A 13,513-nucleotide genomic window follows, 5' to 3' on the forward strand; every position below is an offset into this window, starting at 1 on the left:
TTGCTACTGGGCACAGGGCATAACCTTCTCAACGTAAATTGGGGAGATTGTGCGTCCGTGCCTTGCCAGACAAACATCTATCCTACCACGGCGGCTACTTGCCCCGGACAATCTTCCGCAGCCGCTCCAGGCGCACCGCAATGTCCCGCTCCGCGCCGTTGGCCGTGGGCTGGTAGTAGTCCCTCCCCACGAGGTCGTCCGGGGGATACTGCTGGGCGGCTACTCCGTGCGGCGCATCGTGGGCGTATTTGTACCCCACGCCGTGGCCCAGCTGTTTGGAACCCGGATAGTGCGCGTCCCGCAGGTGCGCGGGGATGCCGTTCCCCAGGCCTGCCCGGACGTCGGCGATAGCCTTGTTGATGCCCATGTAGGCGGCGTTGGACTTCGGAGCGGTGGCCAGGTGCACCACGGCCTCGGCAAGGATGATGCGGCCCTCCGGCATCCCGATCAGCTGCACGGCCTGGGCCGCTGCCACTGCCGTCTGCAGCGCAGTGGGATCGGCCATCCCCACGTCCTCGGCCGCAGAGATCACGATCCTTCGGGCCACGAAGCGGGGGTCCTCCCCCGCTTCCAGCATCCGCGCCAGGTAGTGGAGGGCTGCGTCCACGTCAGACCCGCGGATCGATTTGATGAAGGCACTGATGACGTCGTAGTGCTGGTCCCCGGCACGGTCGTAACGGACGGCGGCAACATCGAGGGCACGCTCGGTGTGCTTGAGTTCGACGACGACAGGCCCTTCCGCTGCATCGTCCGCATCCCCGAACGCAACCCCGGCTGCCGCTTCCAGGGCCGTCAAGGCACGGCGGGCATCACCCCCGGAAAGCCTTACGAGGTGGTCCAGTGCTTCCTCATTGAGGTCCACTTTCCCGTTCAGGCCGCGAGGATCTGCAACGGCGCGCTGGATCAGTCCCTCGATGTCCGCATCGGTCAGTGGCTTGAGGGTCAGCAGCAGGGAACGGGACAAAAGCGGCGAGACGACCGAAAACGAGGGGTTCTCGGTGGTGGCAGCCACCAGGACCACCCACCGGTTTTCGACGCCGGGCAGCAGGGCATCCTGCTGGGCTTTGTTGAAGCGGTGGATCTCGTCGAGGAACAGGACGGTGGTGGTCTTGTAGAGGTCCCTCGCGGTGAGGGCGTCGTCCATCACCCTCCGCACGTCCTTGACGCCGGCAGTGATGGCAGAGAGTTCCACGAACTTCCGGCCCGGTCCCCTGGCGATCACGTGCGCCAGGGTGGTCTTGCCGGTCCCGGGAGGACCCCAGAGGATGAGCGACGTGGGTCCTGCCGGGCCGGTTGTGTCCGCTCCCGCCCCGGCAGCGAGCTGGCGCAAGGGTGACCCCTGACCCAGCAGGTGTTGCTGGCCCACCACCTCATCGAGGGTGCGGGGACGCATCCGGACGGCGAGCGGGCCGCGGGGGGAAGCGCTGCCTCCTCCCCCGGCAGGCCGCCCGACGGCAGGTGCAGCACTGTCGCCGTCGTCGTCATCATTGCCGGGCCCGTGCCCGAAGAGATCTTCCACATAGATAGGCTACTTCCAGTTCACCTTCCGGTTTCGCCGGAAGCCACGCGCGTCAGCGAAGGGTTGACCCATGTCCGTGCATGCCACCGGCGGAGCCAGGCCGCCGTCCGTACGGACCGCTTTCGTCCCCGGCGCCCGGCTGGCCGGATGGGCAGGGCGGTTCGGTGCTGCGCACGGCGGGTACCGGATGACGGATGACGACGACGGACTGCGGCTGATTGCCGCGGACGGCACCGAAGCATTGCTGCAGCCGCCGTGGCCGGTTGACGGAAGGCCGGGCCGTGGGGCGGATGCCCTTGAACGGCTCGCGTCCCTCGCGTCCCAGCCGCGCAGGCTCGGCCTCCTGCTGGTCCGGCGCGGAGGATACGGCGTAGCGGTAGTAAGTGAGGGCGTGGTCCTGGCCTCCAAGGTGGGCTCCACCTATGTGCAGTCCCGGACCGCCGCGGGCGGCCAGTCGCAGCAGCGCTTCGCACGCCGGCGGAGCAACCAGGCAGACGCTCTGGTGGGGGCAGTCGCCGAACATGCCGGCCGCGTGTTCAGCAGTGCATCTTTTGAATACGTGGTTCCCGGGGGCGACAGGACCCTGGCCGGCCTTGTCCTCGAGCACCCGGCCCTGAAGGGCTATACCGCCTTGCCCCGGCTGGCCTGTCTCGACGTCCCGGATCCCAAGGCCTCGGTGCTGAGGAAAACCGCCGCCGATGCGTGTGCGGTGCGGATCCAGGTCTCAGACCCGTCCTAGTTAACAGCCTGTGAGAGCCCTGCGCGGCCGCTGCTGGCGGTAAATGTACCGTCCCGACTCCGTAAAACCCGCCTTGCTGTACAACTGCCGGGCAGCTTGGTTCGCGGCTGTAACCAGCAGCCAGAACCTGTCCACTCCGTGCGCGCCTCCCTCGGCAAGGAGGGCCTGGAGCACCGCCGTCGCATATCCCCGGCGGCGGCCCGACGCGGATGTGGCCATGCAATAGATTCCTCCCGTGCCGTGCACCATGGCGAGGCGCCCTACCGCGGCGGGGACACCGTCGTCGCCCCTTACGAGGGCATACAGCGACGGGCATCCGGTCAGGATGGCGCGCGCCGTGTCACGCTCCCCCTCTCCGCCTCGGCCGTCCACGCTCCACCAGAGGTGCAGCCACTCCTCGTCCGGCGCGTCCTGAACCTCCACCCGTCCGCTTCCGGAACCTGGGAAGCCGTTCCCCGAAGGCCGGGACATGATCAGCGTTTCCGACTGCCGGGTGAAGCCTTGGGCGTCCAGGACCTCATTCAGCCCGTCGTTGGCGGGAGTGTCCGTCATCTGGAAGATGAGCGGCAACCGCCGCTCCCGGTACCACTGCATCGCCTCGCGCAATGCTGCCAGGGGCTCCCCGGCAGTGTTCCGGGGCCACACCGAGTTCGCCCTCTGGGTGACCCCGGCCGCAGCACGGAGCACCCACTCCCCCGTGTCCCGGCGCTCAACGGCAGGCCAGGCGGCATCCATGAGTATCTCGAAGGCGCCGGTCTGGTGACCCGGGAGGCTGTGGACCACTGGGGTTCCTGTCTGCGGATAAGCCTGAAGGCCCTCCCATCCGGGAGGGCCTTCAGGCCAAACGGGGTAATGCCCTACTTGCCCTCTGCCGGCTTGGACTCCGGCTTGAAGTCGACACCGGCTTCCTTGCGCTGCTGGGGCGTGATCGGGGCGGGGGCGGCGGTCAGGGGATCGTACCCGTTGCCGGTCTTGGGGAAGGCAATAACGTCGCGGATGGACTCAACCCCAGCCAGCAGTGCCACCACGCGGTCCCAGCCAAAGGCGATGCCGCCGTGCGGAGGGGCACCGTACTTGAAGCCCTCCAGCAGGAACCCAAACTTGGTCTGGGCATCTTCCCGGTCGAGGCCCATCAGTTCGAACACCCGTTCCTGGACGTCGCGCTCGTGGATACGGATGGATCCGCCGCCGATTTCGTGGCCGTTGCAGACGATGTCGTAGGCGTACGACAGCGCTGATTCCGGGTCCTTGTCAAAGGTCTCCAGGAACTCGGGCTTGGGCGAGGTGAAGGCGTGGTGGACGGCGGTCCACTTGCCTGCACCCACCGCCACGTCACCTGAAGCAACGGCCGCGGCCGCAGGTTCGAACATCGGCGCGTCGACCACCCAGCAGAAGGCCCAGGCGGCGGGATCGATCAGGCCGGTGCGATGTCCGATTTCCACCCGGGCAGCGCCGAGCAGTGCCCGTGCCGCAGGCTTCTCGCCGGCAGCGAAGAAGATGCAGTCACCGGGCTTGGCGCCGACCGCGTCTGCCAGGCCTGCGCGCTCCGTGTCGGTCAGGTTCTTGGCCACTGGACCGGCAAGTTCGCCATCTTCCTTGAACAGGACATAGGCAAGTCCCTTGTGGCCGCGCTGCTTGGCGAATTCCTGCCAGCCATCCAAGGTCCGGCGCGGCTGGGAGGCGCCGCCGGGCATCACCACGGCACCGACGTAAGGCGCCTTGAACACACCGAAGTTGGTGTCCTTGAAGAACCCGGTCAGTTCGGTGAGCTCCACGCCGAAACGGAGGTCGGGCTTATCCGAGCCGTACCGGGCCATGGCGTCGGCGTAGGTGATCCGCTGGATGGGAGTGGGGATCTCGACGTCGATCAGCTTCCACAGGGCCTTGAGGATGTTTTCGCCGAGGGCAATGATGTCGTCCTGGTCCACGAAGCTCGCTTCGATGTCCAGCTGGGTGAACTCCGGCTGCCGGTCGGCGCGGAAGTCCTCATCGCGGTAGCAGCGGGCAATCTGGTAATACTTCTCAAAGCCGCCCACCTGCAGGAGCTGTTTGAACAACTGCGGGGACTGCGGAAGGGCATACCAGGAACCCGGCGCCAGGCGGGCCGGGACCACGAAGTCGCGGGCGCCTTCGGGCGTGGACCGGGTGAGGGTGGGGGTTTCAACCTCCACGAAGCCGTCCTTGTGCAGCAGGTCGCGGGCCACACGGTTTGCCTCGGAACGCAGCCGGAGGTTTCGGGCGGGACCGGGCCGGCGCAGGTCCAGGTAACGGTGCTTCAGGCGTGCTTCCTCGCCCACTTCAACATGCTCGTCGATCTGGAACGGGAGCGGCTCGGAGGTGTTGAGGATGACCACCTTGTCCGCCATGACCTCGATCCCGCCGGTGGCCAGGGCAGGGTTCTCGTTGCCCTCGGGCCGCTTGGAGACGGTGCCGGTGACCTGCAGGACATACTCGTTGCGCAGGCCGTGGAAGACTTCTTCCTCGCGGACCACAACCTGGGCCACGCCGGAAGCATCGCGCAGGTCCACGAAGGCCACACCACCGTGATCACGACGGCGGCCCACCCAGCCGGCCAGGGTTACGGTTTGTCCAATGTGCTCGGAACGAAGGGATCCGAGGTCATGTGTGCGCAGCACAGCACGCCTTTCTGCGGGGTTACAGCGGGAAGTCGATCGGGAAGTTCAATAGGATCGTTGCAGGAACGATTCCGTTCGAGTTTACCCGCTGCCAAGGGACTGTCACCGCATGAGCGCACACCAGCAACTTCAACGCAGGCTCGGCACGTTCGACGCCACCGCCATCGGGCTGGGCTCAATGCTGGGAGCAGGGGTGTTCGTGGTGTTCGCCCCCGCGGCGGCGCTGGCCGGCCAGCTGCTGGCCCTGTCGGTGGTCATCGCCGGGGCGGTGGCCTACTGCAACGCCGTGGCTTCAGCCGCCCTTGCCGCGAAGTACCCCACCAGCGGGGGGACGTACGTTTATGGGCGCGAACAGCTGGGTAAGTGGCCGGGATTCCTTGCCGGCTGGGGCTTTGTGACCGGCAAGACGGCGTCCTGCGCTGCCATGGCCCTGACATTCGGCAGCTACATCTCGCCGCAGTACGCCGTGCCGGTGGCCGTGGCTGCCGTGGTGTCCCTGACCGGCGTGAACCTGCTGGGCATCACGCGGACGGCGCTGCTCACCAGGGTCCTGCTGTGCGTCGTCCTGGCCACCCTCAGCTTCGTGGCTGTTGCCGCAGCGGTCGGGCCGCACCCCGATGCGGGACCTGCCGGATCCGCGGACATGGCCTCCCCGGGGGGCGTGTTGCCCGCGGCAGGCCTGATGTTTTTCGCCTTTGCCGGCTACGCCCGGATTGCCACCCTCGGCGAGGAGGTCAAGGATCCTGCCCGCGCCATACCGCGTGCCATCCTTGCGGCCCTTGGGGGTGCCTTCGCCATCTACCTCACCCTGTCGCTGCTCCTGCTGAACCACCTTCCCGGCGGGCAGCTCGCTGCCGCCAGGACGCCGCTGCTCGACGCCGTGCTGCAGTCCGGGCTGGCGGCGGGGGCTCCCGCCGTCCAGGCAGGAGCCGCGGCGGCCTGCCTGGGCGCGCTCCTGGCACTCATCACCGGCGTCGGTCGCACCACCCTCGCCATGGCCAGGGAACGCGACCTGCCTGTACTTCTTGCGCGGGTCGGGGGAAAGCACACCGTGCCGTACGCCGCAGAACTCGCCGTGGCCGCCGTCGTCATCCTGCTGCTTGCCACCACGGACGTTATGACGGTGGTGGGCTTCTCCAGCTTTGGCGTACTGGTCTACTACGCTGTGGCGAACGCATCGGCGTACACGTTGCCGACGCACCCGGCATATGCGCCCAAGTGGCTCAACGCCGTCGGCTTCGTGGCCTGCCTGTTGCTGGCCTTCACCCTGCCGCCGGTCCCGGTACTGGCCATGGCCGGGGTCCTGGCCGCCGGCGTGGCGGGGCGGTGGCTGATGCTTCGGCTGCGCCGCTAAACGGACGCGGCGGCCCCTGCCGCCGTCAACACCTGTACTGCCAGGTCTTCCGACGGCGGCGTCCAGGTCTCCGGGGCTGCCACCACCTGTTCGCCGGTGCGGATGTCCTTGACCTGGTGTGTTCCGTCGTCGTCCGTGAACCACACAAAGGGGATGCCGCGGCGGTCGGCAAACTTGATCTGCTTGCCGAACTTTTCCGCTTTGGCTGCCACTTCGGTAGGAATGCCCCGGCTGCGCAGCTGGGCGGCCACGTCCTGGGCGGCATCCCAGCTGCCATCGTGGGTGAGGGCCACCAGCACCGCGGTGGGAACCGACCGTGACGCCCTCGCCAGGTCCTGGCTCAAAATGCGGGACACCAGCCGGGTGACGCCGATCGAAAGACCCACGCCCGGGAACTTCCGGTTTCCCTTCGACGCCAACGCGTCATACCGGCCGCCGGAGCAGATGGAACCGAGCTGTTCGTGGCCAACCAGGACGGTTTCCACCACTGTTCCGGTGTAATAGTCGAGGCCGCGGGCAATGCTGAGGTCAGCCACCACCTTGCCGGGGGCACGCTGGACAGCCGCCTCGATCACCTGTTCGAGCTCGCTCAGCCCTTCGTCGAGGAGTTCATTGCTGACCCCCAAAGCCTGGACCTGTGCCACGAACGAGGTGTCCTCGGTGCGGATTCCAGCCAACTGCAGGGCCTTCCGGGCCTGCTCGTCGGTGGCGCCCAGTTCCGTCTTCAGCAGTTCGGCAACCTTCGCCGCCCCGATCTTTTCGAGTTTGTCGATGCTCCGCAGCACCCCTGCGGTGTCGTCCAGCCCGATACCACGGTAAAAGCCTTCGGCGAGCTTCCTGTTGTTGATGCGCAGCCGGAAGTCAGGGATGGGGAGGGCGCTGAGCGCCTCGGCGATCACCAGCGCGATCTCTACGTCGTAGCGGAACGGCAGGTCGCCGTCACCCACCACGTCAATGTCCGCCTGGGTGAATTCGCGGGCGCGTCCCTCCTGGGGACGCTCGCCGCGCCAGACCTTCTGGATCTGGTACCGCCGGAAGGGGAACGCCAGGTAGCCGGCGTTTTCGACGACGTAGCGGGCAAACGGAACGGTGAGGTCGAAGTGCAGGGCAAGTGCGTGCGGATCGGCCTTGCCCTCCTTAACGGGGCTGGCGCCCTCATCATCCTGCAGCCGGCTGAGCCCGTAGACTTCCTTGTCGATTTCGCCCTTGCGCAGCAACTGGCCCACCGTCTCCACAGCGCGGGTCTCAATGGAGGAAAACCCGTGCAGTTCAAAAACGCGGCGCAGCGTATCCAGCACATGGAGCTCCACCAGCCGCTCCTCGGGAAGCCACTCGGGGAATCCGGACAGGGAGGCGGTGCGTGCCATGGTGGAGTTTCTCCTCTTGGTGAACGGTTGCCGGAACCTGCGTGGCAATCGGCCCGAAACGGGCTTGCGACGGCGGCAGTCCAGCCAGTCATGCATAAACTATGTGCGGCAGTCAGTTTATGCGTCATCCGCCGGCATCTCTAATGCAGCGGAGCGGCAGGGCTTGGCCGCCAACAACTGCTGACGCGGCCCCAAAGCCGCGCCTGCAGCAGCCCGACTATAAGGAGGACCCTTGGCGGCCAGTTCACGCAGTGCCCGCGAAACCAAACGGCGCATTCAGCAGATGGAAGCCAAGCGTGCCCTGCGGCGGGACCAGGAGGGCCGGCGCAAGCGTGACAACCTGATCGCCGCCGGTGCCGGGGCAACCGCAGTGGCCCTCGCCGTCGTACTCCAGCTCACTGCCTTCGCCGGCAACCCGACCGAGGATGAATTCGCTGCGGCGCAAGCCGGGTTGTCCAGCCCGCCCGCCACCGCCAGCCCTTCGGCGGCGCCGTCGGCCCAGGCAACGAACGGTCCCAACATTCCTGCGGCCGGCATCGCCGCCGGCAAGACCTTCACGGGCGAACTCGTCCTCAACGGCAGCCCGCTCGGTGTGGAGCTGGATGGGACCAGCGCGCCGCAGGCCGCCGCGGTCTTCAAGTCCCTCAGCGATGAGGGCTTCTACAACGGCAAGAACTGCCACCGGTTGACCACCGGTGAGGCATTCGGCGTCCTGCAATGCGGCTCGGCCACGGGCGACGGGCAGGGAGACCCGAATTACACGTGGGGGCCGCTCGAAAACACGCCGGCGGACAACAGCTATCCGGCGGGAACCATCGCTGTAGCCCGGACGGGCAACAACGCCTACGGGAACGGCACCCAGTTCTTCATCGTCTACAAGGACACCGTGATCCCGGCAGACAGCGCCGGAGGCTACACGGTGGTCGGAAAGGTGACGTCGGGGCTGGACCTGGTGTCGAAAGTGGCCGCTGCAGGGGTCACCCCGGGCAGCAGTGTCACAGACGGCGCGCCCGTTGAACCAGTCACGATAGACTCGTTTTCTCTGAAGTAGGAAGCCCGGCCGGCGCGGCCGCGGTGCAGTACGTGCGTATTTCCCTCCAAGCGAAAGACTTTTAGCGGTGACAGACAGTCAGAAATCCGACGAAACAGCAACAGACCTGGCCGAAGCGGCGGCACCCGCAGCCGGCGGTGAGGCCACTGAAGCGGCCGGCACCCCCGCTGCGGAGGCAACCGAAACCGGGGCCGCTGCAGAAGAACCAGCCGCCGGCGAGGCTCCAGCGGCCGAAACGCCGGCTGACGCTGCACCCGCACCTGCACCTGCACCTGCACCTGCGCCATCTCCAAGGTCAGTAGCGCCGTCTCCGGCCGCGTTTGCTTCCCGCCCCAAGCCTGCTGCCGCGGCCCCGGCCGCAGCAGCAGTACCGGCAGCCCCAACCACTTCCCTTGCGGAAGCCTCGAAGTGGGGTCGGGTTGAAGGCGACGGGTACGTCTTCCTGACCATTGACGCCAGCGAGCACGCCGTCGGGCAGTACCCGGGCGTGAGCGACGACGAAGCCCTCGCGTACTTCGCACGGAAATACGACGACGTCGTGGCCCAGATTGTGCTGCTCGAACAGCGCGTCAGCTCAAAGGCGCCCAGCACTGATATGCAGAAGACCGTGACACACCTGCGGGAGCAGCTTGCGGAGCGCAACATGGTGGGCGACCTGCGTTCTGCGGAGGCCCGGCTGGACAAGCTCTCCGAACAGATAGTTGAGCTGGAGAAAGCCGAGAAGGCAGAGCACGACGCCGTCCGCGCCTCTGAACTGGCGGCCCGCGAGGCTATCGTGGCGGAGGCCGAGCAAATCTCCGGCCAGGACCCGGCACAGACTCAGTGGAAGACCTCCAGCGCCAGGATGAACGAACTCTTTGAGAGCTGGAAAACAGCCCAGAAGAGCGGCGTACGCCTGGGCCGGAGCAACGAGGACGCCCTGTGGAAGAGGTTCCGCGCCGCCCGCACGGTTTTCGACCGCCACCGCCGCGCCTACTTCTCCCAGCTGGACAGCAACAATTCCGCTGCCAAGTCGGCCAAGGAAAAGCTGATCGCTGAAGCCGAAGCGCTGTCCAGCTCCACCGACTGGGGTTTCGCCGCCGGCGAGTACCGCAGGCTGATGGATCAGTGGAAGGCGTCACCGCGCGCCAGCCGCAAGGACGATGACGCGCTGTGGGCCCGTTTCCGTGCGGCGCAGGATGTGTTCTTCACGAACCGCCAGGCCGCCAACGACGAAATCGACCAGGAATACGCCGCCAACCTCACCGTCAAGGAAGCGCTCCTGGCAGAGGCCAACGCCATCCTTCCGGTGAAGGACCTCGCGGCGGCAAAGAAGGCACTGCAGTCCGTCCGCGACCGGTGGGAAGAAGCGGGCAAGGTTCCGCGGGCCGACATGGGACGCATCGAGGCTGGCCTGCGCAAGGTCGAAGACGCCGTCCGCAGCGCCGAGGACGAACAGTGGCAGCGCTCCAACCCGGAGCGGAAGGCGCGGACCAACAGCGCCCTCTCCCAGCTGGAATCCGCGATCGCCGGCCTGCAGGATGATCTCGCCAAGGCGGAGAAGAGCGGCGACCAGCGCAGGATCAAGACGGCCCGGGAGGCCCTCGAAGCACGCCAGGCATGGCTGGACCAGATCCAGCGCTCGGCCAGCGAGCTTTCCTGATACACCTGCCCTGACCAGCGGGCCCGGTTCCGGTTATCCACATAACCTGAACCGGGCCTGTGCCAGTTAACGGCCCCCGGTGCAGGATGGACGAATGGTGATTCCACCGGCTCCTCCGGGCCCCGATCATGCAGCTGCGGCAGACGCTTTGGCGCCCCGCTTTCCCGAACTCTATTCCCCGGACATGCCCTTCGCCTGGCCCGAGCTGCAGTCCCTCGCGGCGGACGGGCTGCTGGACAGGATCCACCACCGCGGCTATACACTGCCAGGGCTCCCGGCCTCTCCGCAGCTGCGGGCACGGGCGGCGGCGGGGGCGGTGCCCGCTTCGGTCCGCCAAAGGGTGGTTGCCGGCCGGATGACGGCCGCCTGGATCTACGGCTGTGCCAGTGAGCCGGACAGGCTGGCCCTCCTTGTGGATGCGACGCGGAGGGTCTCCAGCCTCCGGACCACAAGGGGATGCACCCTGCATGAGGTAAGGCTCGGGCCGTTCGATGTTGTCAGCCTCGGTGGCCTGATGGTCTCAAGCCCGTTGCGGACCGCCCTGGACATCGCCTTGCACGTGGACGCCGAGCGCGCCATCCCCACCCTGGAAAGACTGCTGGCGCGGCCCCAGAACGACGTCCGCCTGCGCCTGCTGGTCCTGGCAATAGAAGCCACGCCGCGGGTGCCCCACAAAAAGGCTGCCCTGGAAAAACTCGCTGCACTAGCTCCGGCGCTTGTTGCCGGTGGTCCGGTAGACGTCAAACACCCCGTCGATCCTGCGGACTGCACTGAGGACGTGGCTCAGGTACTTGGGGTCCCCCATCTCAAAGGCAAACTTTGAGATGGCCACCCTGTCCGTGGAGGTGTGCACACTGGCTGCCAAGATGTTCACGTGGTTCTCGGACAGGACCCGGGTGACGTCGGACAGCAGGGACTTGCGGTCCAGTGCCTCCACCTGGATCTCCACCAGGAAGACGCTGGACTGCGTCGGGGCCCAGTCCACGTCAACAATCCTGTCCGGCTGGTCCTTCAGGTCGGAGATGTTGGTGCAGTCGGTCCTGTGCACGGAGACTCCCGAGCCCCGGGTGACGAAACCGAGGATGGGATCCGGCGGGACCGGCGTGCAGCAGCGGGCCAGCTTCACCCAGACGTCGCCCACGCCACGGACCACCACGCCCGAGTCGGAGAAGCGGGCCTTGGTGACCTGGGTGGGAATGCTGACTTCGGCAATATCGTCGTCGGTGCTTTCATTGCCGCCGAGGCTCTCGACCAGCTTCTCCATGACCGACTGCGCGGACGTGTGGCCGTCACCGACGCCGGCGTACAGGCCGGAGATGTCGACGTACTTGAATTCCTCCGCCACCGCTGCGAGGGCCTCGTGGGTCATGAGCCGCTGCAGGGGAAGGTTCTGCTTCCGCATTGCACGGGTCAGCAGTTCCTTGCCGCGATCAATGGCTTCTTCGCGGCGTTCCTTGCTGAACCACTGGCGGATCTTGTTCCGGGCCCTGGCGCTCTTGACGAAGTGCTGCCAGTCCTGGCTCGGCCCTGCCCCCTCAGCCTTCGAGGTGAAGATCTCCACCCAGTCACCGTGGTTCAGTTCACTGTTGAGCGGAACCAGCTTGCCGTTGACCCTGGCGCCGATGGTGCGGTGGCCCACCTCGGTGTGCACGGCGTAGGCAAAGTCCACGGGGGTGGATCCCGCCGGCAGTGCCATGACCTCGCCCTTGGGGGTGAAGACAAAGACCTCCCGGGCGTTGATTTCGAAGCGGAGCGAATCAAGGAACTCGCCGGGATCGGAGGTTTCCTGCTGCCAGTCCACCAGGGAACGCAGCCAGCCCATGTCCCCGTCGCGGGGGCTGCCCGGGCCGACGGCCGTGCGGTTGGGCTGGTCCTTGTACTTCCAGTGTGCAGCGACGCCGTATTCAGCCCGGCGGTGCATTTCATGGGTGCGGATCTGGATTTCCACGGGTTTGCCGCCGGGCCCGATCACCGTGGTGTGCAGCGACTGGTACATGTTGAACTTGGGCATCGCGATGTAGTCCTTGAACCTGCCGGGCAGCGGGTTCCAGCGCGAATGCATGGTGCCCAGCGCGGCGTAACAGTCCCTGACCGAGTCCACCAGCACCCGGACACCCATGAGGTCGTTGATGTCGTCGAAGTCCTTATCGCGGACGATCATCTTCTGGTAGATGGAATAGTAGTGCTTCGGACGGCCAGTGATGGTCGCCTTGATCTTCGCGGCGCGCAGGTCTTCGGTGATCTGGTCCCGGATGACGCTCAGGCTCTTCTCCCGCTCGGGGGTCCGGTCCCCCACCATGCGGACAATTTCTTCGTACACCTTGGGATACAGCGCGGCGAAGGAAAGATCCTCCAGTTCCCACTTAATGGTGTTCATGCCCAGCCGGTGCGCCAGCGGGGCGAAAATTTCGAGGGTTTCGCGGGCCTTGCGGGCTGAGGATTCGGCCGACACGAAGCGCCAGGTCCGCGCGTTGTGCAGCCGGTCGGCCAGTTTGATCATCAGCACGCGGATGTCCTTGGCCATCGCCACAACCATCTTGCGGACGGTTTCGGACTGCGCCGCCTCGCCGAAGCTTACTTTGTCCAGCTTGGTCACGCCGTCCACCAGCATGGCAACTTCGGGCCCGAAGTCCCGCTTGAGGTCGGCGAGGGTGTAGGGGGTGTCCTCCACCGTGTCATGGAGCAGGGCGGCGGCAAGCGTTGTGCCGCTCAGGCCCAGTTCGGCGAGGATGGTGGCCACGGCCACCGGATGCGTGATGTAAGGATCGCCGCTTTTGCGCTTCTGCCCGCGGTGGCTCTGCTCAGCGACGTCGAACGCCCGCTGGATAAGGTCGAAGTCCTCTTTGGGATTGTTGGCCCGGACGGTCCTCAACAGTGGTTCAAGAATGGGTGAGTACGTGGCCGTGCTGCGCCCCGTCAGCCGGGCGAGCCTGGAGCGGGTGCGCTCCCTGCGGCCGGGGAATGTGGGACGGGACCCGGAGTTGTCGACCGGAACGAGCGGCCCGGGGCGCGCGGAGGCGGCCACCCCGGTCTGCATGCCGGGGGCAGGACTTTTGTCTCCTTGTGCCGTTGGCGCCGACGCCGAACGTTCTTCCAATGAAGTACCCCTCACCACCGTTTTAATTACTTCAGTCTATTCCCCGCGGCGGTGACTTTTATAACCGGCCCCTTAAACGCCGACGGGCCGGACAACGCCAGGTTCCTG

General features: G+C 66.4%; 10 protein-coding genes. 5 read left to right on the forward strand and 5 right to left on the reverse strand.

The window, feature by feature from the left end; all coding sequences use genetic code 11:
* Nucleotides 1–94: 94 nt before the first annotated feature.
* Entirely contained in the window at nt 95–1,519 is a 1,425-nt protein-coding gene (locus ACQ3DC_RS09110; RefSeq protein WP_430752037.1) for a replication-associated recombination protein A, read from the reverse strand.
* Between the two features lie 70 nt (nt 1,520–1,589).
* On the opposite strand from ACQ3DC_RS09110, the gene ACQ3DC_RS09115 reads away from it, so the two are divergent.
* Nucleotides 1,590–2,258 carry an acVLRF1 family peptidyl-tRNA hydrolase gene (locus tag ACQ3DC_RS09115; RefSeq protein ID WP_157242065.1) on the forward strand — a complete coding sequence of 223 codons (669 nt, stop codon included), beginning with the start codon at nt 1,590–1,592 and terminating at the stop codon, nt 2,256–2,258.
* On the opposite strand, the gene ACQ3DC_RS09120 is transcribed toward ACQ3DC_RS09115, so the two are convergent.
* Nucleotides 2,259–2,993, reverse strand: coding sequence for a GNAT family N-acetyltransferase (locus ACQ3DC_RS09120; protein WP_430752054.1), 735 nt, complete (start codon nt 2,991–2,993; stop codon nt 2,259–2,261). It lies immediately after the preceding gene.
* A 122-nt stretch (nt 2,994–3,115) separates the two neighbouring features.
* Nucleotides 3,116–4,894 (reverse strand): aspartate--tRNA ligase, encoded by a 1,779-nt coding sequence (gene aspS / locus ACQ3DC_RS09125; RefSeq protein WP_321213631.1) that lies wholly within the window; start codon nt 4,892–4,894, stop codon nt 3,116–3,118.
* 109 nt (nt 4,895–5,003) lie between these two features.
* Between aspS and ACQ3DC_RS09130 the strand changes: the two genes are divergently transcribed.
* Nucleotides 5,004–6,248 (forward strand): APC family permease, encoded by a 1,245-nt coding sequence (locus ACQ3DC_RS09130; protein ID WP_430752038.1) that lies wholly within the window; start codon nt 5,004–5,006, stop codon nt 6,246–6,248.
* Here the strand turns inward: ACQ3DC_RS09130 and hisS are convergent.
* Nucleotides 6,245–7,615 carry a histidine--tRNA ligase gene (gene hisS / locus ACQ3DC_RS09135; protein WP_430752039.1) on the reverse strand — a complete coding sequence of 457 codons (1,371 nt, stop codon included), beginning with the start codon at nt 7,613–7,615 and terminating at the stop codon, nt 6,245–6,247. The two genes, ACQ3DC_RS09130 and hisS, sit on opposite strands and share 4 nt — an antisense overlap.
* Before the next feature lie 232 nt (nt 7,616–7,847).
* Between hisS and ACQ3DC_RS09140 the strand changes: the two genes are divergently transcribed.
* The 3 genes from ACQ3DC_RS09140 to ACQ3DC_RS09150 all read left to right on the forward strand — a co-directional run bounded on the left by ACQ3DC_RS09140 (nt 7,848) and on the right by ACQ3DC_RS09150 (nt 11,131).
* The gene (locus ACQ3DC_RS09140) at nt 7,848–8,666 is read left to right on the forward strand and encodes a peptidylprolyl isomerase (protein WP_430752040.1); all 819 of its coding nucleotides are present in this window, start codon (nt 7,848–7,850) and stop codon (nt 8,664–8,666) included.
* Nucleotides 8,667–8,733: 67 nt separating this feature from the next.
* Nucleotides 8,734–10,308: a DUF349 domain-containing protein gene (locus ACQ3DC_RS09145; RefSeq protein ID WP_430752041.1), complete on the forward strand. Its 1,575-nt coding sequence runs from the start codon at nt 8,734–8,736 to the stop codon at nt 10,306–10,308.
* A 94-nt stretch (nt 10,309–10,402) separates the two neighbouring features.
* Entirely contained in the window at nt 10,403–11,131 is a 729-nt protein-coding gene (locus tag ACQ3DC_RS09150; protein WP_430752042.1) for a hypothetical protein, read from the forward strand.
* Here the strand turns inward: ACQ3DC_RS09150 and ACQ3DC_RS09155 are convergent.
* The gene (locus ACQ3DC_RS09155; RefSeq protein WP_157242061.1) at nt 11,012–13,405 is read right to left on the reverse strand and encodes a RelA/SpoT family protein; all 2,394 of its coding nucleotides are present in this window, start codon (nt 13,403–13,405) and stop codon (nt 11,012–11,014) included. The two genes, ACQ3DC_RS09150 and ACQ3DC_RS09155, sit on opposite strands and share 120 nt — an antisense overlap.
* Nucleotides 13,406–13,513 lie beyond the last annotated feature (108 nt).

Origin of the sequence: Paenarthrobacter sp. NEAU-H11, from assembly GCF_050573415.1 — a bacterium.
In the GTDB taxonomy this organism is placed as follows: domain Bacteria; phylum Actinomycetota; class Actinomycetes; order Actinomycetales; family Micrococcaceae; genus Arthrobacter.

Bases quoted from the DNA above. Each gene is read 5' to 3' on its own strand.
- ACQ3DC_RS09115 (WP_157242065.1), top strand. From the start codon at position 1,590: ATGTCCGTGCATGCCACCGGCGGAGCCAGGCCGCCGTCCGTACGGACC.
- ACQ3DC_RS09120 (WP_430752054.1), bottom strand. From the start codon at position 2,993: ATGGATGCCGCCTGGCCTGCCGTTGAGCGCCGGGACACGGGGGAGTGG.
- ACQ3DC_RS09130 (WP_430752038.1), top strand. From the start codon at position 5,004: ATGAGCGCACACCAGCAACTTCAACGCAGGCTCGGCACGTTCGACGCC.
- hisS (WP_430752039.1), bottom strand. From the start codon at position 7,615: ATGGCACGCACCGCCTCCCTGTCCGGATTCCCCGAGTGGCTTCCCGAG.
- ACQ3DC_RS09150 (WP_430752042.1), top strand. From the start codon at position 10,403: ATGGTGATTCCACCGGCTCCTCCGGGCCCCGATCATGCAGCTGCGGCA.